General features: G+C 73.8%; 17 protein-coding genes. 13 read left to right on the top strand and 4 right to left on the bottom strand.

The window, feature by feature from the left end; genetic code table 11:
- Positions 1-31 precede the first annotated feature (31 nt).
- Positions 32-871: a patatin-like phospholipase family protein gene (locus OG965_RS08990; RefSeq protein ID WP_371650966.1), complete on the top strand. Its 840-nt coding sequence runs from the start codon at positions 32-34 to the stop codon at positions 869-871.
- Positions 872-960: 89 nt separating this feature from the next.
- Complete coding sequence (locus OG965_RS08985) at positions 961-1,806, top strand: spermidine synthase (RefSeq protein ID WP_371650965.1); 846 nt, start codon at positions 961-963, stop codon at positions 1,804-1,806.
- Here the strand turns inward: OG965_RS08985 and OG965_RS08980 are convergent.
- Together OG965_RS08980 and OG965_RS08975 are read right to left on the bottom strand one after the other, a co-directional pair.
- On the bottom strand, positions 1,768-3,087 hold the full coding sequence (locus OG965_RS08980) for an MFS transporter (protein ID WP_371650963.1): 1,320 nt from the start codon (positions 3,085-3,087) through the stop codon (positions 1,768-1,770). The two genes, OG965_RS08985 and OG965_RS08980, sit on opposite strands and share 39 nt — an antisense overlap.
- A 90-nt stretch (positions 3,088-3,177) precedes the next feature.
- Positions 3,178-4,260: a hypothetical protein gene (locus tag OG965_RS08975; RefSeq protein WP_371650961.1), complete on the bottom strand. Its 1,083-nt coding sequence runs from the start codon at positions 4,258-4,260 to the stop codon at positions 3,178-3,180.
- A gap of 110 nt (positions 4,261-4,370) precedes the next feature.
- Between OG965_RS08975 and OG965_RS08970 the strand changes: the two genes are divergently transcribed.
- The 4 genes from OG965_RS08970 (at position 4,371) to OG965_RS08955 (ending at position 9,881) form a co-directional block, all read left to right on the top strand.
- A complete protein-coding gene (locus OG965_RS08970; RefSeq protein ID WP_371656890.1) occupies positions 4,371-4,808 on the top strand; it encodes a DUF4442 domain-containing protein in 438 nt (145 codons plus the stop codon).
- A gap of 233 nt (positions 4,809-5,041) precedes the next feature.
- Positions 5,042-7,540 (top strand): beta-glucosidase, encoded by a 2,499-nt coding sequence (locus OG965_RS08965; protein ID WP_371650959.1) that lies wholly within the window; start codon positions 5,042-5,044, stop codon positions 7,538-7,540.
- The gene (locus OG965_RS08960; RefSeq protein WP_371650957.1) at positions 7,537-9,153 is read left to right on the top strand and encodes a carboxylesterase/lipase family protein; all 1,617 of its coding nucleotides are present in this window, start codon (positions 7,537-7,539) and stop codon (positions 9,151-9,153) included. Before OG965_RS08965 ends, OG965_RS08960 begins: the two co-directional genes overlap by 4 nt.
- A gap of 77 nt (positions 9,154-9,230) precedes the next feature.
- Positions 9,231-9,881 (top strand): DedA family protein, encoded by a 651-nt coding sequence (locus OG965_RS08955; RefSeq protein WP_371650955.1) that lies wholly within the window; start codon positions 9,231-9,233, stop codon positions 9,879-9,881.
- A 1-nt stretch (position 9,882) separates the two neighbouring features.
- Here the strand turns inward: OG965_RS08955 and OG965_RS08950 are convergent, their stop codons facing one another.
- Positions 9,883-10,329, bottom strand: a complete 447-nt coding sequence (locus OG965_RS08950) for an SRPBCC family protein (protein ID WP_371650953.1) — start codon at positions 10,327-10,329, stop codon at positions 9,883-9,885.
- A gap of 94 nt (positions 10,330-10,423) precedes the next feature.
- Here OG965_RS08950 and OG965_RS08945 point away from each other — a divergent pair, with 94 nt between their 5' ends.
- The gene (locus tag OG965_RS08945) at positions 10,424-10,954 is read left to right on the top strand and encodes a gamma carbonic anhydrase family protein (protein ID WP_371650951.1); all 531 of its coding nucleotides are present in this window, start codon (positions 10,424-10,426) and stop codon (positions 10,952-10,954) included.
- A 78-nt stretch (positions 10,955-11,032) separates the two neighbouring features.
- On the top strand, positions 11,033-11,776 hold the full coding sequence (locus OG965_RS08940) for a DapH/DapD/GlmU-related protein (protein ID WP_371650950.1): 744 nt from the start codon (positions 11,033-11,035) through the stop codon (positions 11,774-11,776).
- Between the two features lie 94 nt (positions 11,777-11,870).
- Here the strand turns inward: OG965_RS08940 and OG965_RS08935 are convergent, their stop codons facing one another.
- The gene (locus OG965_RS08935; RefSeq protein WP_371650948.1) at positions 11,871-12,734 is read right to left on the bottom strand and encodes an EamA family transporter; all 864 of its coding nucleotides are present in this window, start codon (positions 12,732-12,734) and stop codon (positions 11,871-11,873) included.
- Between the two features lie 122 nt (positions 12,735-12,856).
- Here OG965_RS08935 and OG965_RS08930 point away from each other — a divergent pair, with 122 nt between their 5' ends.
- The 5 genes from OG965_RS08930 to fxsT all read left to right on the top strand — a co-directional run bounded on the left by OG965_RS08930 (position 12,857) and on the right by fxsT (position 21,704).
- Positions 12,857-13,429, top strand: coding sequence for a helix-turn-helix domain-containing protein (locus OG965_RS08930; protein WP_371650946.1), 573 nt, complete (start codon positions 12,857-12,859; stop codon positions 13,427-13,429).
- A gap of 205 nt (positions 13,430-13,634) precedes the next feature.
- Positions 13,635-13,820, top strand: coding sequence for a hypothetical protein (locus OG965_RS08925; protein WP_371650944.1), 186 nt, complete (start codon positions 13,635-13,637; stop codon positions 13,818-13,820).
- Between the two features lie 16 nt (positions 13,821-13,836).
- Entirely contained in the window at positions 13,837-16,287 is a 2,451-nt protein-coding gene (locus tag OG965_RS08920; protein WP_371650943.1) for an FxsB family cyclophane-forming radical SAM/SPASM peptide maturase, read from the top strand.
- 94 nt (positions 16,288-16,381) lie between these two features.
- Positions 16,382-17,746: a TIR-like protein FxsC gene (locus OG965_RS08915; RefSeq protein WP_371650941.1), complete on the top strand. Its 1,365-nt coding sequence runs from the start codon at positions 16,382-16,384 to the stop codon at positions 17,744-17,746.
- The gene (fxsT, locus tag OG965_RS08910; RefSeq protein WP_371650939.1) at positions 17,730-21,704 is read left to right on the top strand and encodes an FxSxx-COOH system tetratricopeptide repeat protein; all 3,975 of its coding nucleotides are present in this window, start codon (positions 17,730-17,732) and stop codon (positions 21,702-21,704) included. The genes OG965_RS08915 and fxsT overlap by 17 nt, the downstream gene beginning before the upstream one ends.
- Positions 21,705-21,723: the final 19 nt, after the last annotated feature.

The following is a 21,723-nucleotide window of genomic DNA, read 5'->3' as shown; positions in this document are numbered from 1 at the left end:
CGGGCCCCGCGCCTTCCGCCATGCTTCGGGCATGGCAGAGACGGCACTGGTGCTCGGCGCGGGCGGAATCACCGGCGTGGGCTGGGAGATCGGCATGCTGTACGGGCTCGCCGAGGCGGGCGTCGACGTGACCGGCGCCGAGCTGGTGGTCGGCAGCTCGGCGGGCTCGGTGGTCGCCGCGCAGATCACCTCGGGGCGGATCGGGTTGCCGCAGCTGTATGAGCGTCAGCTCGCCCGGCCCGACGGCGAGGTCCCGGCGAATCTGGGCCCGGCCGCGCTGTTCCGGTTCGCCCGCGCGGCGCTGACCTCCCGTACCCCCGAGGAGTACGGCAGAAAGCTGGGCCGGGTGGCGCTCGCCGGTGGCACGGGCCAGGAGGCGGCCCGGCGCAAGGTGATCGCCGGACGGCTGGTCGCGCACGAGTGGCCGGCGCGGCGGCTGCGGATCACGGCGGTCGCGGCGGACAGCGGCGAACTGCGGATCTTCGACCGGGAGAGCGGCGTGGAGCTGGTGGACGCGGTCGCCGCCAGCTGCGCGGTGCCCGGGGTGTGGCCCGCCGTCACCGTCGAGGGCCGCCGCTGGATCGACGGGGGAGTGCACTCCCCGGCCAACGCCCAGCTCGCCGCCGGATACGACCGGGTGCTGGTCCTCGCGCCGCTGGCGCTCGGCGGCGGCCCGCTGGACTCGCCGCGCACCCAGGTGGCCGAGCTGGCCGCCGCGGGGGCGCGCGTCGAGCTCATCACCCCGGACTCCGCCGCCCGCCGCGCCTTCGGCCGCAACTCCCTGGAGCCGTCCCGCCGCGCCCCGGCCGCCCGCGCCGGCCGCACCCAGGCAGCCGCCCACGCGGCGGCCGTGGCAGAGCTCTGGGCGTAGTCCCATCAGGGGCGCGAACGTGTGGAGGCCGGCTGCGGTACCGCGTCCCTACCGGGGGCTCCCCGCGGAGCGTCCCGCACAATGGGACGGTGAACGAGCCGATACCGGTCAGCCGGACAGTGGACTGGGGCACCGCCAAGCTGATGCCCGACGTGGACCGGGAGCGGGCCTGGCTGCTCACCGTGAACGGTGCGCCCCAGTCGTACGTCGACCTCGACGACCCGACGTACATCGAGTTCGAGTACACCCGCAGGCTCGCCCATGTCGTCGACTGCGCGGGGGAGCCGGGCGCACCGCTCGACGTGATCCACCTCGGCGGCGGCGGGCTCACCCTGCCGCGCTATCTGGCGGCGAGCCGGCCGGGCTCGCGCCAGGACGTCGTGGAGGCCGACCGCGGGCTGCTCGCCCTGGTCACCGAGCATCTGCCGCTGCCCGACGGCTGTGGGATCCGGGTGCACGCGGCCGACGCCCGCGCCTGGACCGAGGCCGCGCCGGCGGACTCGGCCGATCTGCTCGTCGCGGACGTGTTCGGCGGCTCCCGGGTGCCCGCGCACCTCACCTCGGTCGAGTACGCGCGGACCGCCGAGCGGGTGCTGCGGCCCGGCGGGCTCTACGCGGCCAACCTCGCCGACGGCGCGCCCTTCGACTTCCTCCGCCCCCAGCTGGCCACCTTCCGGGCGGTGTTCGAGCAGGTCGCGCTGATCGCGGAGCCCTCGGTGCTGCGCGGGCGGCGGTTCGGCAACGTGGTGCTGCTCGCCTCGCACGGGCCGCTGCCGATCGCCTCCCTCGCCCGGCTGACCGCCGGGGACGCTTTTCCCGCCCGGGTCGAGCACGGCGACGCGCTGCGGCGGTTCACCGGCGGCGCGACGCCCGTACCGGACAGCGAGGCGATGCCGTCACCCGAGCCCCCCGAGGGGGCGTTCGGCATCGGCTGAGACGGGAGCCGCGGCCGTGTCCGGCGCGGGCGGCCCCCCGGCGACCGGCGCGGTGCGGCGCGTCAGGTTGCGTACGTCCGGGACCGTGAGCACCGCCGCCGTCAGGACGACGATCACCACCGCGCAGCCCCACAGCGCGGAGGTCCGGCCGACGGCGCTCTCGGCGGGGCCCGCGAGGGCGGTGGCCAGCGGTACCACGGCGAGCGAGCCCAGCCAGTCGTACGCGGAGACCCGCGACAGCTTCTCCTCGGGTATCTCCTGGTGCATCGCGGTCATCCAGGAGACGCCGAACACCTCGATCGACACACCGGTCACGAACATCACCGCGACCAGCACCCCGATCGGCGCCGGCACGGCGAGCGCGGCGGAGGGCAGTGCGAGGGGGAAGACGCAGAGCGAGCCGACGAACAGCAGCCGGCGCGGCTTCCAGCGCATCATCACCAGGGCGCCGCCGACCGTGCCCGCCCCGAACGCGGCGAGCGCCAGGCCCCACGGCCCCGGCCCGCCCAGGTGGTCCCGGGCGACCAGCGGCCCGTACACCGCGTCGGCGGCCACCACGACGGCGTTGACGATCGAGAACTGCGCCACGATCGCCCAGAGCCAGGGGCGGCCGATGAACTCCCGCCAGCCGTCGCGCAGATCGGCGACGATGCCGCCGCCGGGCTCGCGCGGCGGGATGTGACGTACGTCGATGAAGGCGCGCAGCGCGCCCGCCACGGCGAAGGCGACCGCGTCGACGGCGAGCACCCAGCCGGGTCCGACGGCGGCGATCAGCGCCCCGCCGAGGGCGGCGCCGCCGATGCCCGCGCCCTGCATCGCCATCCGGTACAACGCGAAGGCGCGCCCGGCCTCCTCGCCCTCCACGCTGGACATCAGCATGCCCTCGGAGGCGGGGCCGAAGAACGCCTGGCCCACGCCGCCAAGGGCGCTGAGCGCCAGCATCTGCCACAGCTGCGGCGTGCCGGTCAGCACGAGCAGCGCGAAGGCGCCCTGGGAGAGGAAGTTGAGGCTGTTGGCGGCGACCATCACCCGGTGCCGGGGTATTCGGTCCGCGAGCGCGCCGCCGACGAGCAGGAAGAGGACGAGCGGCACGGTCCGGGCCGCCGCGACCAGGCCCACGTCGCCGCCGTCGCCGCCCGCCTGCAGCACCGCGAACGCCGAGGCGATCAGGGCGCCCTGACTGCCCAGGTTGGTCACGATCGCGGCGGCGGTCAGCAGCGAGTAGTTGCGGCCCGCCCAGGTGGGACGGCGGAAACGGGAGACGGCGGCGGCAGATGTCACCTGTGGACTATCGCCGTCGCCGCCTCGATGTGCCAAACCGATTGCCGTGCCGTACGCGGTGCCGGGGGTGTCACCGCGTACGGACGGGCGTCAGCCGGTGGGCTGACCGGCGAGACGGACCGTGCTGAGGATCTTGTCGATCGTCTCGTCGGTGACCGCGCCGCTGACCCCGGTGGCCGAGTAGAGGCTCCACGCCACGAAGTCGCCCTTGGCGTTCTTGAAGCCGAAGGTGACCGCCTTGCCGTCGGTGTCGCACTTGCTGGTCTTCTTGACCCCGGTCGCCGAGGCGCGGGCGAGACTGCCGACGATGCCCGACTTGGTGGTGTACGGGACGGGCTTGACCATCTTGATGATGTTCTTGTCCGGCTGGGTGTACGCGCCGTACACCCACCACGGCACCTGGTTCTCGGCCACCTCGTCGGTGTTCTTCGCGCCGTCGGCGCCCTTGGTGCCGGTGCCCGCGAGCTCGGTGTCCTCGGTGTTGCCGTCGTGGTTGGAGTCCTCCGTGCACCACTTGGGCTTGTAGTACGCGGGCGCCGACTGCATGATGATCGGCTTCCCGGTCGGGTTGGCGTGGTCCTCGAAGCCACCGGCCCAGCTCGGGCCCTTGAACTCCCAGTCCGACGGGACGTCGAAGGCCGTGCCCCACTTGGGGTTGGTGATGACCTTCCAGCCCTCGATGGTCGGCTTCATGTCCTGGGTGGAGTCGCCGCGCGGATTGGGCTGGGCGGTGGGCGACGCCTGCGCCGGAGCCGAGGAGCTCTTCGAGGGCTTCTTGTCGTCGGCCTTGTCGTCCTTCTTGCCGTCGTCCTTCATGACGACGACGCCGGTGACGACCGCCGCGACCACGACCGCGGTCGCCGCGACGATGGCGATCAGGGTCGTCTTCTTCTTGCCGCCGTCGTCGTTCTGCGGCGGCATCGGCGGTCCGGGCGGCGCCCCCACCGGGTACTGCGGCACGGTCGGCTGCTGGTACGGGTTGGGCTGCTGCGGATATCCGTATCCCGGCTGCTGGTGGCCGCCGGGCGGTGCCTGGGGCGGCGGTGCCTGGTACCCCGGCTGCGTCGGCTGTTGGTACGGGTTGGGCTGTTGGTACCCCGGCTGCTGGTACGGGTTCTGGTTCGGGTCCTGCGGATTCTGCTCGCCCCCGGGCGGCTGCTGTCCTTGCCACATGGCGAGTAACCATAGAGGGGACGGGTCGCGGCTCCAACGTCCGCCCCCGTGAGGGGATGGTCAAGGTCTACTACTCACGGGTAACATCCGATGCCATGAGCGCTGATCAGATGTCCGTCGGCGAGATGCTCGCCGCGACCGTTCCCATGGCCAGGACCCTCAACCTGGAGTTCCTGGAGACCACCCCCGAGCGGGCCGTGGTCCGGTTGCCCGACCAGCCCGACTACCACAACCACGTGGGCGGACCGCACGCCGGCGCGATGTTCACGCTCGCCGAGTCCGCCAGCGGTGCCATCGTGATCGCCGCCTTCGGCGACCAGATGAACCGTGCCGTGCCGCTCGCCGTCAAGGCGGAGATCGGCTACAAGAAGCTCGCCATGGGCGTGGTCACCGCCACGGCCACGCTGGGCCGCCCGATCGCGGACGTCGTCGCGGAGCTGGACGCGGGGGAGCGCCCCGAGTTCCCGGTCGCCATCGCGATCACCCGCGAGGACGGCGCCGTCACCGGCGAGATGACCGTCGTCTGGACCCTGCGCCCGCACAGCTGATCCACGCGGTTCCCGAACGGATCCGGCCCCGAGTGCCCTGCACTCGGGGCCGGATCCGTTTCTTGTTCAACTTATTGACTCCTTTCCGGGCCGGTCCTAGCTTTCTCGGACAACACGAGGCGTCTGACGGTGCGTCAACAGGGTTCTGGCGCATGGTGTGTTCAGAAGCCGAAGCACGCCCTGTCGTTTGCACGTGTCACCTCGCCGTGCCCGCACACAAAGGAGTGACGGTCATGTCCGACACCGTTTCCCGCAGGTCCGCCCTGTGGCTGCTCGGCGGCGCCGTCACGGTCGCCGCGGCCGCGACCGGCTGGAGCGCCCTGCCCGCCCGGGCCGCCGGGCCCCGCGCCGCCGGAACCGCAGCAGCCGCCGCCCCCGCCGCCAGCCCCCGCGTCGAGTCGCTGATCCGCCGCCTCACCCTCGGCGAGAAGCTGACCCTCCTGCACGGCGCCGACGACCCCCAGAGCCTCGGCCAGGCCGGCTACGTCCCCGGCGTGCCCCGGCTCGGCATCCCGCCCCTGCGGCTCGCGGACGGGCCCGCCGGGGTCCGCGTCACGAAGCACGCGACCGCGCTGCCCGCCCCGGTGCTGCTCGCCGCCGCCTTCGACCCCGCGCTCGCCCGGGAGTACGGCGAGGTCATCGGCCGCGAGGGACGCGCGCTCGGCCAGGACGTGCTGCTCTCACCCATGGTCAACCTGATCCGCACCCCGTACGCGGGCCGCAACTTCGAGACCTTCTCCGAGGACCCGCTGCTCTCCGCCGACCTCGTCGCCGAGGAGGTGAGCGGCATCCAGGCGCAGGGCCTGATCGCCACGGTCAAGCACTTCGCCCTGAACAACCAGGAGAAGGACCGTATGTCCGTCGACGTACGGGCCGACGAGCAGACCATGCACGAGGCGGAGCTGCGCGGCTTCGAGGCGGCGGTCGCCGCCCGCGCCGGGGCCGTCATGGGCGCGTACAACAAGGTCGACTCCACCTTCGCCTGCGAGAGCGCGGACCTGCTCACCGGGGTGCTGCGGGACACCTGGGGCTTCGACGGGTGGGTGATGACCGACTGGTTCGCCGCCCACTCCACGGTCGCCTCGATCCGCGCCGGGCTCGACATGGAGATGCCCGACGGCACCCACTTCGGCGCCGCCCTCAAGCAGGCGGTCCGGGACGGCAGCGTCCCCCAGGCGCTGGTGGACCGCTCGGTGCGCCGCGTCCTGACCGTCATGGAGCGCTTCGGGCTGCTCGACGGCAGCGCTCCGGCCCGCCCCGACCGCGACCCGGCCGCCGGTGCCCGCACCGCGCTCAAGGTCGCCAAGGCCGGGGCCACGCTGCTGCGCAACGAGCACCGCGCCCTGCCGCTCACCGGCGCCGCCGCCCGCTCCCTCGCGGTGATCGGCCCGACCGGCTCGCTCCCCTTCGTCAGCGGCGGCGGCAGCGCCCATGTGGTGCCGGACCGGGCCGCGAGCCCCCTGGACGCCATCAGGGAACGGGCGGGCAAGGGCGCCCGGGTGCGCTACGCCCTCGGCGAGGACCTGTTCGGCCGGGCCCTGCCCGCCGGAGCCGTCTCGCCCGGCGCCGACTTCGAGGGCCGGCACGTCGCCCCGGGCGCGACCTGGACGTACGACGGCACCCTCACCGCCGCCGAGGCCGACGAGTGGACCCTGGTCATCCACTACTCCGGGCGTGAGCGGCCCGTCGTCCACCTCGACGGCACCGAGCTCTTCCCGCTCACCCCGGGCTACGGCGAGTACTTCGCGGGCGGCCTGGTCAGCGCCGCCCCCGACGGGCTCTCCGTGCGCCGGGCCACCGTGCGGCTCAAGGCCGGTCCGCACACGCTGAAGATCACCGCGAAGGGCGGCGCCGACGGGCAGCTGTTCCGGCTGCGCCGGATCACCGGGGCGACCCGGGCCGCCGACGTCGCCGAGGCGGTGCGCGTGGCGCGCGCGGCCGAGAGCGTGGTCCTCTTTGCGTACGAGGACGCCACCGAGGGCGCCGACCGCACCACCCTCGCGCTCCCGGGCCACCAGAACGCGCTGATCGACGCGGTCGCCGCCGTCAACTCCCGTACCACCGTGGTCCTCAACACCTCCTCCAGCACCACCATGCCCTGGCTGGAGCGGACCGCCGCGGTGCTCCAGATGTACTACCCCGGCCAGGAGGGCGCGGCGGCCACGGCCGAGGTGCTCTTCGGTGACTGCGACCCGGGCGGGCGGCTCACCCAGTCCTTCCCGGTCTCCGACGAGCGCCACCCGGTGGCGGGCGACCCGCGCCGCTACCCGGGCGTCGACGGCGTCGAGGAGTACAGCGAGGGCATCCACCTCGGCTACCGCTGGTACGACCAGGCGGGCGTCGCACCGCTCTTCCCGTTCGGACATGGCCTCTCGTACACGGCCTTCGTCTACGACGACCTGTCCGTGCGCGCCGAGCACGGGGGGCTTGCGGTGACCTTCACCGTCCGCAACACCGGCCGCCGCACCGGCACCACGGTCGCGCAGGTCTACGTCGGCCGCTCGCCGCACCTCCGCCTCGACCAGGCCGAGCGCGCGCTCGCGGGCTACCGGCGCCTGGAGCTGCCCCCGGGCGGCACGCGCCGGGTCACCGTCACGCTCCCCGCCCGCACGCTCTCGTCCTGGGACCCGGCCCGGCACGGCTGGGTCCTGGGCACCGGCCGCCGCCGCGTGGAGGTGGGCGCCTCCGCGCGCGACATCCGGCTCACCGGCCACGGGGAGGTCCGGCGATGAGCGACGGCGGGATACGGGTCCGGCTCGCGGCGCGGATCCGCACGGCTCTGCTCCTCACGACCGCCTGCGCGGCGGCCCTGCTCACCCCCGTCCCGGCCGGGGCGCACACCCCCGGCCCCACCCTCGTACGCACCCACTCCGGTCTGCTCGAAGGGGAAACGACCGGCGAGGGGCGGCAGTTCCTGGGAATTCCCTACGCCGAGCAGCCGGTCGGCGCGCTGCGCTGGACGGCGCCGCGCCCGGCCGCGCCCTGGCGGGGCGTACGGGACGCGACGCGGTTCGCCGACCGCTGTGTCCAGGGCGCCAGTTGGGACCCCGGATACGAGCGGGCCACCCACACCGAGGACTGCCTCGCCCTCAACGTGTACGTGCCCGCACACCGGCCTGGTGCGCTGCCGGTCCTCGTCTGGCTGCACGGGGGCGGGCTCACCGCGGGCGCGGGTTCCGACGTCGTCCCGGACGCGTTCGCCCGCAGCACCGACTCCGTCGTCGTCACCGTCAACTACCGCCTCGGCGCCCTCGGCTTCCTGGCCCTGCCCGGCCTGGACGCGGAGGCCAGGGACGGCGTCTCGGGCAACTACGGCATGCTCGACCAGCAGGCCGCGCTGCGCTGGGTGCGCTCCGAGATCGGCGCCTTCGGCGGCGACCCGGGCCGGGTGACCGTCGCCGGGGAGTCGGCCGGCGGCCGCTCGGTCTGCACCCAGCTCGCCTCGCCCACCGCCCGGGGCCTGTTCCGCGCCGCCGTGATCCAGAGCGGCGCGTACGGTGACTGCGCGGCCAGGACCCGTTCGCGGGCGGCCACCGACGGCGCCGCCTTCGCCCGCAGGGCCGGGTGCGGTGAGCCGGCCACCGTCCTCGCCTGTCTGCGCCGCAGGTCCGCCGCCGAGCTGCTCGCCGCGCAGTCCGGCCTCGACTGGGGCCCGGTCACCGGCGGCGCCTTCCTGCCCGAGCAGCCCGCCAGCGCGTTCGCGACCGGCCGGTCCGCCCGCGTGCCCGTACTCAACGGGGCCAACGAGGACGAGGGGCGGCTGTTCGCCTTCTCCCGTTACCCGCTCGCGGCGGCCGACTACCCCGAGGCGGTCGCCGCGTACTTCGGCGCGGCCCGCGCCCCGGAGGTCCTCGCGCACTATCCGCTGAGCGCCTTCCCCTCGGCCACGCTCGCCTACGCCACCGCCGTCGGGGACCAGCTGATGGCCTGCCCCGCGCTGCGGCTCGACCGGGCGCTGGCGGCCCGGGGGCCGGTCTACGCGTACGAGTTCGCCGACCGCACCTCGCCGCCCTTCGCCTCGCTGCGCGCCCTGCACACCGACTTCGACTTCGGGGCCACGCATGTCAACGAGGTCCAGTACCTCTTCCGCCACTTCGGCCTGGAGGCGCCGTTCGACCGCGAACAGCGGGCGCTGGCCCGGCAGATGACCGCGTACTGGGGCTCCTTCCTGCACGGGAACCCGCCCCGGGCGGCCGGGCAGCCCGCCATGCCGGAGTGGCCCGGCGACGGCTCCCCGGGCCGGGTGCTGCGGCTGCGCACGGCCGCGGCGGACGGTAACGCCGTGGTCACCACGGTCGCCCGCGCGCATCGGTGCGGCTTCTGGGACGCCGTCGACGCGGTATGAGCGGGTAGGCTTCCCGGCGTGCGCCAAGGGGGGCGCACGCCGGGCGTCGGCCCGTCGCGATCGGGAGGAAACGGGCCTTGCACATCCAGGAGTGGCTGGAGAACATCCCCGCCGTCAGTGTCTACCTCCTGGTGGGGCTGGTCATCGGCTTGGAGAGCCTCGGCATTCCGCTGCCGGGCGAGATCGTCCTCGTCAGCTCCGCGCTGCTGGCGTCCCAGGAGGGTCACATCAACCCGGTGATCCTCGGCGCCGCCGCAGTGGTGGGCGCGGTCGTCGGTGACTCGATCGGCTACGCGATCGGCCGCAAGGGCGGCAGGCCGCTGCTCGCCTGGCTCGGCGCCAAGTTCCCCAAGCACTTCAGCGAGGGCCATGTCGCCATGGCCGAGAAGTCCTTCAAGAAGTGGGGCATGTGGGCGGTCTTCTTCGGCCGCTTCATCGCGCTGCTGCGCATCTTCGCGGGCCCGCTGGCGGGTGTGCTGCACATGCCGTACTGGAAGTTCCTCATCGCCAACGTGCTCGGCGGCATCTGCTGGGCGGGCGGCACGACGGCCGCGATCTACTACATCGGCGTGGTCGCCGAGTCGTGGCTGAAGAACTTCTCGTACGTGGGTCTGGGCCTCGCGGCCGTGCTGGGCGTCGTCTCGATGCTGGTCGTCAAGAACCGCGCGAAGAAGGCGTCGGCCGAGATCGAGTCGGCCAAGGCCGAGAACGTGCCCGCCGTCGACTGACTCACCTCCCGAGCAGGACCGTGAGCGCGCGGCCGAACACGTATCGGCCCGCGCGCGACACCACCGGGTCGAGGGCGCGCGGCAGCCGCCACACCCGCAGGTCCTCCCGCCACACGAGCAGCGCCCCACCCGCGGATCCCCGGGGGCCGGGGCGCACCTCGATCTCGGCCCAGCCGGTGACCACCCGCCCGCGCTTCTCCATACGGCAGCGCCCCGGCCGTCCCCGCTCGGGCGGCTCCCACACCACGACCTCCATCGGGTCCTCGAACGCGAGGCGCCCGATGCCCGTGCGGGCCACGAAGACCGTGCCTACGCCGGTGGGCGCGGGAGTGGTGACGGTGATCCGGGTCAGCGGGACGCTCCCCGAGTGGCGGGCCCAGTCGGTGAGCCGCCGCCAGACCTCGGCGGGGTCCGCCTCCGTACGCCGGTCGATCCGGAAGAGTGCCATCCGGCGATCGTACGGACCACCCGGGCGCACACCGCGGCGATCCGTCGCCTACCGTGCCCCTGGGTGCGATGAGATCCGTACGAAGGAGTGGCGCATGGCAGAGCAGGCGTTGGTCGTGGCTGTGGGCGGGAAGAAGCCGCAGGTCGATCCGGCGGCGTTCACCGCCCCCACCGCCGTGGTGCTCGGCGAGGTGACCCTGGCCGCCGGGGCGAGCGTCTGGTACCACACGGTGCTGCGGGCCGACTGCGGCCCGATCGTGCTCGGCGCCGACAGCAACATCCAGGACAACTGCACGGTCCATGTGGACCCCGGCTTCCCGGTGACGGTCGGCGAGCGCGTCTCGGTCGGGCACAACGCCGTGCTGCACGGCTGCACGGTCGAGGACGACGTGCTCGTCGGCATGGGGGCGACCGTCCTCAACGGGGCCGTGATCGGCGCCGGTTCGCTGGTCGCCGCGCAGGCGCTGGTGCCGCAGGGGATGGTCGTACCGCCCGGCTCGCTCGTCGCGGGCGTGCCCGCCAAGGTCAGGCGCGAGCTCACCGAGGAGGAGCGCGAGGGCATCAAGGTCAACGCGCTGATGTATCTGGGCCTGGCCAGGGACCACCGGGAGGCGCACGGCGGCTGACCTCCCGGGCCCGGGCTGAGCGGAAGATCACAGGTCCCGGCGCTGACCAGCGGAGTCGGCGGTGAGTACCGTGTGCGGGTGCCGAAGAACAGAAACACGTTCTCATCGCTGACCGCCTGGCGGCGCCGGCTGGCCGCGGGTGCGGTCCAGCGCGGCTGGCAGTGGGCGCAGCAGGCGGGGGCGATCACCGCCGAGCACCCCGGGCGGCTGCGGTTCCGCCGGATCGGCTCCGGCACCCGGCTCGCGTTCCCGCAGGGCACGGTCTTCGGCGAGCCGTGGATCGAGCTCGGCGACCACTGCATCATCGGCGAACAGGTCACGCTGACGGCCGGGATGATGCCGGGCCTCGACCTCGGCTCCGAGCCGATCCTGACGCTCGGGGACGGTGTGGTGCTCGGCCGGGGCAGCCATGTCATCGCGGACACGACGGTGGCCATCGGCTCGAACACGTACTGCGGCCCGTACGTCTACATCACCTCCACCAACCACAGCTACGACGACCCGCACCAGCCCGTGGGCAAGCAGTGGCCGCGGATGGAGCCGGTGGAGATCGGGCCGGGCTGCTGGCTCGGCACCGGCGCCGTGGTGCTGCCCGGCGCCCGGCTCGGCCGCAATGTGGTGGTCGCGGCGGGCGCGGTGGTGCGGGGCGAGGTGGCCGACCACGCCGTGGTGGCCGGGGCGCCCGCCCGGGTCGTACGGACCTGGGACCGCGAGAACGGCTGGCAGCCGCCGCTGCGCACACCGGCCCCGGTGCCGATCCCGGAGGGCGTGACGCCGGAACAGCTGCTGGCGGTGGCGGAGTTGACGGCGGACGAGGTGTAGGCGCCCCTTAAGGGGTGCGGGGCTGTGGCATGGTGCGGCTCCGCCGCGTGGGCGCGCTCAGCCTCCACCGGTCCGCAGACAAACCCCTGCCCGGTCAACCCGTCGCCAACAGCAACGTCCCCACCAACGCGATCCCCGCCCCCGCCGCCTGCACCCCGCGCAACCGCTCCTTGAGCACACCCCGCGCGGCCAGCGCGGTCACCACCGGGTAGAGCGAGGCGAGCACGGCCGCCACGGTGACCGGCCCCTGCTGCGCGGCGATGGAGTACGTGCCGTTGGCGGCCACATCGGCCAGGCCGACGAAGGCGAGCGCGGGCAGCGCGGCGCGGACCACGCTCACCCCGCCCTCCGGCAGCGCCTCGCCGCCGCGCTTCACGGACACGTACAACGCCGTCCCGCCGACGGCGACATTGGTGACGCGCTGGACGAAGAGCGCGAGGAACAGGCCGGTGATGGTGGTCGACGCCTCCGCGATCAGCGCCATCACCGCGCCGAAGCCGAACGCGGCGAGCAGTGTGAGCACGATCGCCTGCCGCTGGACCGGTGCGCCCCGCAGCTCCGGGCCGCCCGCCATGAGGATGCCCGCCACCGCGACGGCGATCCCGGCGAACTGGAGCACGCCGGGCCGCTCGCCGAGGACCAGGCCGGCCCCGACCGGCACGGCCACTCCCAGCGAGCCGAGCGGGGAGACCACACCCATCGGGCCGAGCGCCAGCGCCTTGTAGAAGCTGAGCATCGCGACCGGGCCGACGGCGCCCGCCGCCACCGCGAACCAGAGCTGGGGCCCGGCCTCGTGCCACCCGCCGGTGGCCACGACGACCGCGCCCAGGACGGCCACCGCGATGGACTGTGAGACGACGACCACGGTCAGCGCGGGCGTACGCCGGGTGAGCAGCCCGCCGCCGAAGTCGGCCAGCCCCCACAGGAGGCTGGTGGCCAGGGCGAAGAGTGCCGTCATGGGAGTGCCTCGCAGTACAGTGCGGTGAACGGTTCGGTGCACCGGACCGTAGTTCACTATGCTGAACTTGTCATCCAAAATATTAGCCTGCCGCCCTCGGCGGCCCCCATCATGGACGGAATGTGTCGGACCTCGACCTGCTGACCCAGTCCCTGGCCCGCAACGTCAAGCGCTGGCGCAGCGAGCGCGGCTTCACCCTGGAGGCGCTCGCCTCCCGCGCGGGAGTCAGCCGCGGCATGCTCATCCAGATCGAGCAGGCCCGGACCAACCCCAGCGTCGGCACCGTGGTGAAGATCGCCGACGCCCTCGGCGTGAGCATCACGACCCTGCTCGACTACGAGAGCGGGCCCAGCGTGCGGATCGTGCCGCCGGAGCAGGCCGTCCGCCTCTGGTCCACCGAGCGGGGAAGCTCCAGCACGCTGCTCGCGGGCACCGAGGCCCCCGGCCCGCTGGAGATGTGGCAGTGGCACCTGATGCCCGGCGACGGCAGCTCCTCCGACCCGCACCCGGTGGGCACCTTCGAGCTCATCCACGTCACCGCGGGCACCCTCACCCTCGTGGTGGGCGGCGCCGAACACCCCGTCCCGGCGGGCCACTCGGTCTCCTTCGAGGCCGCCACGAGCCACACCTACCGCAACGACGGCACCGAGCCGGTGGAGATGACCATGGCGATCTCGGTCCCGTTCGAACGCTGATACCTCCGGCGCGGTGGCCCGTGGTGCAGGAGGGGCCCGGGGTCCGTGCCGTCGGAATCCGTCGAGTGGTGCGAACTGGCCATCCATGCGCGGGAGTCGGACCGATCGGCGCGGTCCTGTGCGAGAGTGGCCGATGCGGGGAAGACAAGTGCGGAGAGGGCAAAAGCCCTCCCGCAACGATGCACGCCCGCCGGTGGGGGGATTTATGGGACATCTCGTCACGGCCGCCGAACGACCTTGTCCGGCGCCCGACCGTCAGGGCCGTGAACGGCCATCACTGCACACACAGGCCGCCAAGGCGCGCGGCGGGGAACTCCCCGCGGAGATTCAGCGCCTGATCGCCGAGAACGCCTCGACGGTTCCGGTCGCCGCCTTCCAGTCGGCGCTCTAGCCGGAGGCCCCGCACCATGGACCGGTCGCCTCCGGTGGTGTCGCAGGTCGTACTGAAGATGCACAGCCGCTGCGACCTGGCGTGTGACCACTGCTATGTGTACGAACACGCCGACACCAGCTGGCGCGGCCGGCCCAGGGCGGTCTCGCACGAGATCCTGGCCGCCACGGCGGCCGGGATCGCCGCCCACGCCCGGGCCCACCGGCTGCCCGCCGTCCATGTGGTGCTGCACGGCGGCGAGCCGCTGCTGGCCGGGCCCGCGCTCCTGAGACGCGCCGCCGAGGAGCTGCACCGCGCCCTGCGTGGCGTCAGCGCCCTCGATCTGCGCATCCACACCAATGGGGTCCTGCTCGACGAGGAGTTCTGCGAGCTCTTCCGTGAACTCGGCGTCCACGTCGGCATCTCGCTCGACGGCGACCGGGCGGCCAACGACCGCCATCGCCGCTACGCCGACGGCCGCAGCAGCCACGCCCGGGTCCTCGACGCGATCGCCCTGCTCGGCCGCCCCCGCTACCGGGAGCTGTTCGCCGGGCTGCTGTGCACCATCGACCTGGAGAACGACCCGGTCGCGGTGTACGACGCGCTGGCCGAACTGGCCCCGCCGCGCATCGACTTCCTGCTGCCGCACGCCACCTGGGACCACCCGCCGCCGCGCCCCCAGGGCTCGCCGACGCCGTACGCGGACTGGCTGGACGCCGTGTACCGGCGCTGGGACGGGCAGGGGCGCCCGGTTCCCGTACGGCTCTTCGAATCCGTCCGGCGCACCCTGCGCGGCGGCACCAGCCTCACCGAGTCCCTGGGGCTCGCCCCGGCCGACCTGGTGGTCGTCGAGACCGACGGCACCTTCGAACAGGCGGACAGCCTCAAGACGTCCTACGACGGAGCCCCGGCCACCGGGATGAACGTCTTCGAGCACAGCATCGACGACGTGCTCACCCACCCCGGGATGCTGGCCCGCCAGAAGGGGATCGAGGCGCTGTGCGCCCAGTGCACCGCCTGTCCCGTGGTCGCGTCCTGCGGCGGCGGCCTCTACGCCCACCGCTACCGGACCGGAACCGGCTTCGACAATCCGTCCGTGTTCTGCCCCGACCTGATGGCGCTGATCATGAACATCCGCACGCACGAGTCGCTCCCCGAACACCCGGCGCACGCCCGGGCCGGTGAGCCCACCACCCGGCCCGAGACCGAACAGGCCCTGGAACCGGCCGACTTCGAGGAGCTGGCCGCCGGGCTCGGCGGCGCCGAAGCCGTCGCCCGCCTCGCCCTCGCCCAGCTCGACCTCAACCGCGGACTGCTCGCCGCCCTCGGCGGCCGGGCGGACCCGGCGGACCACCGGGCGGCCGCCGCCTGGGAGCTGCTGCTCGACCTGGACGCGGCGGCGCCGCACGCCCTGGAGGCCGCCCTCGCCCACCCCTACTTCCGGCCATGGGCGCTCGGCGTCCTGGGCGGCCGTGAACCCGGCGCGCTCGCGGGCGGTCTGGCGGAGCTCGCGGCGTCGGCGGCGCTGCGGGCCAGGCGCGCCGACACCGTCGTCGTGCCGCTGCGCGACGGCACCCTGCGGCTGCCCGGCATCGGCCGGGCCCTGCTGCCGGGCGGCGCCGAGGAGGCCGAACTCACCGCGCAGCCTTACGGGTTCACCGTACGGGCCGGGGGCCGCAGGATCGAGATGGGCTGGGGCGAGGGTCTGGACGGCCGCACCCCGCACTGGCAGCCCGTACGGCTCTTCGAGGCGAGCGGCTGGACCGTCGCCCTGGAGGACACCGACCCGCTGCGCGACCGCTACCCCTGGCCGGCCGAGGAGCGGCTGCCGGCGTCCGGGGCGCGCGCCTGGGCCGACGCGCTCGCCGGCGCCTGGTCCCTGATCCAGCGTCATCTGCCGGCGTACGCACCGGGAATCGCCGCCGGGCTGCGGTCCATCACCCCGCTGAGCCCCCGGGCGGGCGGCGACACCAGCGCCACCTGCCGGGACGCCTTCGGGGCCGTGGGCGCCGCCCGCCCGTCCGCCCCGGCCCTGCTCGCGCTCCTGATCGTCCACGAGTTCCAGCACGTGAAGCTGGGCGCGGTGCTCGACAGCTGCGACCTGTACGACCCGGAGGACACCGGCCGCTACTACGCGCCCTGGCGCGACGACCCGAGACCCCTGGGCGCCCTGCTGCAAGGCGCGTACGCGCATCTGGCGGTCACCGACTTCTGGCGGGTGCGGCGCACCACCGCGGACACCCCGGCGGCGCGCGGCAGGGCCGAGGCGGAGTTCGCGCGCTGGCGCCGGCAGACGTCGGAGGCGATCGACACGCTCGCCCGCTGCGGCGCGCTCACCGGCCCGGGCAAACGCTTCGTCGCCGGGATGGGGGAGACCGCCGCGGCCTGGCGGGAGGAGCGGGTCGCACCCGAGGCGCTCACCGCGGCCACGAACTCCGCCCGGCGCCACCGGGACGCCTGGCGGGCCCGCAATGCGCCGCGCGGGTGACCGACCGCCCCCGAATCGGCGCGTACAAGCGGTTCCGCCGTGGATCGCTCGCTTTCTACACTGAGGACCCACCCACTCGGACCGGGAGGGAGCGGTGCCGCACGGAGCCGCGCGGGGCGGGGGGCACGAGCCGAGGCCGTACTTCTTCCTGAGCTACGCGCACACGCCGAAGAACGATCCCCGGGACAAGGACCCCGACCTCTGGGTGCAGCGCTTCTTCCGCGACCTGTCCGCGCACGTGATGCAGCTGACCGCGCTCCCGGCCGGGGTGCCCGCCGGGTTCATGGACCAGCACGTGCGCCCGGGCGAGGACTGGCAGGGGCAGATCACCGAGGCGCTGGCGCACTGCCGCGTCTTCGTACCGCTCTACTCGCCGCGCTACTTCCTCAGCGAGCAGTGCGGCCGGGAGTGGTTCGCGTTCGCCGGGCGCGACACCCTCCACCAGTCGCGCAGCGAGCACCGCTCGCCCCCGGCGATCATCCCCGCGCTCTGGATCCCCGTACTGCCGCACCAACTGCCCGAGCCCGCCCGCAGGTTGAAGTTCGACCACGCGGACTTCGGCGACGACTACGCCGACGAGGGCTTCTACGGGATGATCAAGCTCAGCTATCTGCGCGACCACTACGAACACGCCGTGTACCAGCTCGCCAAGCGCATCGTCAGCGTCGCGGAGCGGACCCGGGTGGCCGACGGCGACCCGCTCCAGGACTACGCGACGCTCACCTCCGCCTTCGGGGCGGCCCCCGGGCCCGGGCGCGACCTGGAGGTGACTGTCCTCGCCTGCTCCCGCGACGGCCTGCCGCGCGGGCGCGGCCCCGACTGCTACGGCCCCCGGCCCAGCGACTGGAATCCGTACCACCCGCTGTCCGCGCGGCCGCTCGCCCGCCACACCGCCGACCTCGTCGTCAACCTCAACTACGCGGTGCGCCTCGCCGAGTTCGAGGACCGCGCCGACCGGCTGCTGCGCCCGGGGCCGCCCGACGCCCCCGGACTGCTGCTGCTCGACCGCTGGGCGCTGGACTCGCCCCGCCACCGGGAGCTGGTGCGGCTGCTCTGCGCCGAGCCCCGCCCGTGGCTCAGCGTGATGGTTCCCTGGAACCGCGCCGACCCCGAATCGCCCCCGCGCGAGGCCGAGTTGCGCCATGTCGCGGACGAAGTGCTCGCGAGGCGGCTGCGGCAGAGCCCCGGCCACCTGACGCAGGGCGGCGGGCTGCCTACTCTGGAAGCCTTCAGCCAGGAACTCCCCAGGGCGGTCCGGTCGGCGGTCAGGCACTACGAGAGCGCCGCGCGCACGGGCAGGCCGGCCGGGCCCGGCAGCCCGCTGCCCCACGTCCTGCCGGACGGCGTCGGGCTCGGCCGGCCGGCCCGCGGCCGCACCGGGGACCAGCGAGAACAGCGCGCCGCCGGGAAGAGCAAGGCCGAGCAGGTGGAGGGCCCCCCAGATGGCCGAGAACCGTGACGGGACCGTCATCACGTTCTACTCGTACAAGGGCGGCACCGGACGCACGATGGCGCTCGCCAACTGCGCCTGGATCCTGGCGGCCAACGGCTACCGGGTGCTCGCCGTCGACTGGGACCTGGAGGCGCCGGGCCTGCACCGGTTCTTCCACCCCTTCCTCAACCTGCGTGATCTGGAGGCCACTCCGGGCCTGATCAACCTGATCACCGAGTACCAGGAGGAGGCCCGGCGGCCCGGCGAGCGCACCCCGGACTGGCACCGCGCCTACGCGCGCGTCCGCCCGCACTCCGTCACCCTCGACTGGTCCTTCCCCAGCGGCGGCAGCCTGGACTTCCTCTCGGCGGGCCGCCGCAACCGCGACTACTCCTCCGTCGTGGGCCGGATGGACTGGGACCACTTCTACGAGCACTCCGGCGGCGGCCAGTTCTTCGACGCCATGGGCGACGACATGCGCCGCCACTACGACTTCACCCTGATCGACAGCCGGACCGGACTCAGCGACATCGCCGACATCTGCACGGTCCAGATGCCCCAGGTCCTCGTCGTCTGCTTCACCCTGAGCGACCAGAGCATCGACGGCGCCTCGGCCGTCGCCCGGTACATCGAGGAGCGCTACCAGGAGCGGAACATCCGCATCCTGCCCGTGCCGACCCGTATCGACGAGGGCGAGAAGGAGAAGGCCGACGCCGGGCGGGCGCTCGCCAGGGAGTGCTTCGAAGGCCTCCCCAGCGGTCTGACGGGCGAGGCCGCCGACAACTACTGGGGCACGGTGGAGATCCCGTACCGGCCCTTCTACGCCTACGAGGAGGTCCTGGCGACCTTCGGCGACCCGCCCAACCTCGGCAGCTCCCTGCTCGCCGCCTGCGAGCGGCTCACCTCGGTGCTCACCCACGGGCAGGTCACCGGGCTGCCGCCGATCGACGAGTCGCTGCGGCTCGCCCATGTCGCCGCCTTCACCCGGCGCAGGCCCACCTCGCCCGCGAACATCGTGCTCAACCACGTGTCCGAGGACCGGATGTGGGTGGACTGGCTGTCCGCCGTGCTCGGCGCCGCGGGCTTCCGCACTTTCCCGGTGGACGTCCGCGACCCCCGGTCCGACCTGACGGTGCCGGAGTCCGGCGAGGACGGCGCCCACCGCGTCCTGCACATCGCCTCCCCGCCCTACCTCAAGTCCCGTGCGGGACGCGGACTGTGGGACAGCGGACCCGCCCCGGACCGGGCCGGCGGCCGCCGTCAGGTGCTGCCCGTGCGCGTCGGCGACGTACGGCTCACACCGCCGCCGGGCGGCTTGCGCGCGGTCGACCTGGTGCGCGTGGACGAGGCCGAGGCGGCGGCCGCGCTGCTCGGCGCGCTGGGCCGGAGCGAGGCCGCCGCCGCGCTCCCGTGCGCCCCCGACCGGCCCCGCTTCCCCGGGAACGTGCCCCGGATCTGGAACGTACGGCCGCGCAACAGCTGGTTCACCGGCCGCACCGACCTCCTCGACCGGGTGCGCGACCAGCTGCGCGGCGACAGCCGCTCCGCACAGCGCCTGCCGCAGGTCCTGTACGGACTCGGCGGCGTGGGCAAGACACAGGTCGCGCTTGAGTACGCGCACCGCTTCCGGGCCGACTACGACCTGGTGTGGTGGATCGAGGCGGAGCGGCCCGACCTGGTGGTGGCCTCGCTGGCGCAGCTCGCCGCCGAGATGGGCCTGCGGACGGGGGACGTGGTGGCCGAGGCGGCCATGGCGGCCCTCCAGGAGCTGTGGCGCGGCGAGCGCTACCCGCGCTGGCTGCTGATCTTCGACAACGTGGAGGACCCGGACGAGGCGCTGCACCGGCTGCCCCCGCCCATCGGGCCGCTGCCCGGCCCCGTCTACGGGCATCTGCTCGCCACCTGCCGCAACAAACCGGCCACCAACCGGGTGGAGACCACCCAGGTCGAGGTCTTCACCCGGTTCGAGAGCGTGGAGCACCTGACCTGGCGGGTGGCGGGACTGCCGCCCGAGGACGCCGACCTGGTCGCCGACGCGGTGGGCGACCTGCCGCTGGCCGTGGAGGTGGCGGCGGCCTGGCTCGCCGAGACGGCGACGCCGGTGGACGCCTATCTGCGCCAGCTCGCGGAGCAGAGCACCACGGTCCTCTCGCTCGGCACACCGGAGGGGTACGGGCTGAGGTTCGGGGCGACCTGGGCCATCTCCATCCGCAGGCTGCGCGAGGAGTCGAGCGCCGCGGTGCGCCTCCTGGAGATCTGCTCGTTCTTCTCCGCCGAACCCGTCTCCATGCGGCTCATCGGCAGCGACGCGATGTTCGACGCGCTGCTCCCGTACGACGCCGATCTGCGCGAGCGGTACATGCTGGGCCGGGTCATCCAGACGCTGAACCGGTTCGCCCTCGCCAAGGTGGACCCGGCGGACAGCAGCATCCAGGTGCACCGCCTGGTCCAGGCGGCCGTGCGCGACGCGCTCAGCGCCGAGGAGCAGGCCGAGACCAAGAGCGTGGTCCACCGCATCCTGGCGCAGGCGCGGCCGACCGAGGGCGTCGACCGGGACGACCCGGTGAACGACCCCAAGAGCTGGCCCGCCTTCGAGCTGATCTGGCCGCATCTGAACGCCTCCGGCATCGCGGACAGCGACGACGCCAAGGCCCGTGAGCTGATGGTCGACCGGATCCGCTACCTCCTGCGGCGCGGCGAACTGGAGAGCGCCCGGGTCTTCGGCGCCCAGCTGGACCGGATCTGGACCAGCCGGCTCGGCGAGGACGCGCTGCAGACCCTCAACATCCGCTTCGAACTGGCCAACGCCCTGCGGGCGCAGGGCCGTTACCAGGACGCGCTGACGATGGACGAGGACACCCTCGCCCGCCAGCTGCGGCTCTTCCACGCCGACCATCCCGCCGACGACCACCCCAGCGTGCTGATCGTCACCGGCAGCCTGGCCGCCGATCTGCGCGCCGTCGGCAGGTTCACCGAGGCGCTCGAACGCGACCTGTGGGTCTACCGGGGCATGCGCCGCCTCTTCGGCGAGGCCCACCGGCGCACCCTGATCGCCGCGCACAACCTCGCGATCGACTACCGGCTGACCGGGGACAGCGAGGCCGCGCGGCGGCTCGACGAGCGGACCGTGGAGCGGCGCGGCATGCTGCTCGGCGACGACCATCCCTACACCCTGGTCACCAAGATGAACCTCGCCGGGGACCTGCGGGAGACCGGTGAGTACGCGGTGTCGGTGGAGGTCCTGCGGGAGGTCGTGGACGCTCTGCGCCGGGTCCTGGACCCGCACGCGCCCGAGGTGCTGCGCGCCGCCAAGAGCCTGGCGGTCTCGCTGCGCAGGGCCGGGCATCCGCACGAGGCGATGCGGCTGACGGGGGAGACGTACGAGCGGTTCCGCGACCGGTACGGGCCCGCCTCGCCCGACACCCTCGCCTGCGGGGTCGGTCTGGCCGCCGACCTCGCGGCCACCGGCGACCCGGCGCACGCCCTCGACCTGGCGCGGCAGATGCTGCACGGATACCGGGGGACGCTGGGTGAGTCCCACCCGTACAGCCTGGCGTGCCGGGCCAACGCGGTCGTCTATCTGCGGGCGACCGGAGGCGCCGAGGAGGCGGTCGCGGACGCCGAGGAGGTACGCGAGCGGCTGGAGCAGGCGCTCGGCCCCCAGCACCCCTTCGCGCTGTGCGCGGCGGTCAATCTGGCGAACGTGTACGGAGACCTGGGCCGGCTGGACCTCGCCGAGCGGTGGGAGTACACCGCGCTGGAGGGGCTGCTCGACAAGCTCGGCCCGTGGCATCCGGACGTGCTGGTCTGCCGGTCGAACCTGGCGGTCACCCTGCGGGCGGCGGACCGGGGCGACGACGCGGCCGGAATGCGCGCGGCGGTGATCGAACCGGCCGCCGAACGCCTGGGCGTGGACCACCCGATCGCGGAGGCGGCCCGCTCCTGGCAGCGGCTGGACCGGGACATCGAAATCCAGCCGGTCTAGGGACGGACGGCCCACGCCC

It is taken from the genome of Streptomyces sp. NBC_00224 (genome assembly GCF_041435195.1).
GTDB lineage: Bacteria > Actinomycetota > Actinomycetes > Streptomycetales > Streptomycetaceae > Streptomyces.
This window is presented reverse-complemented; position numbering and strand designations above follow the sequence as displayed.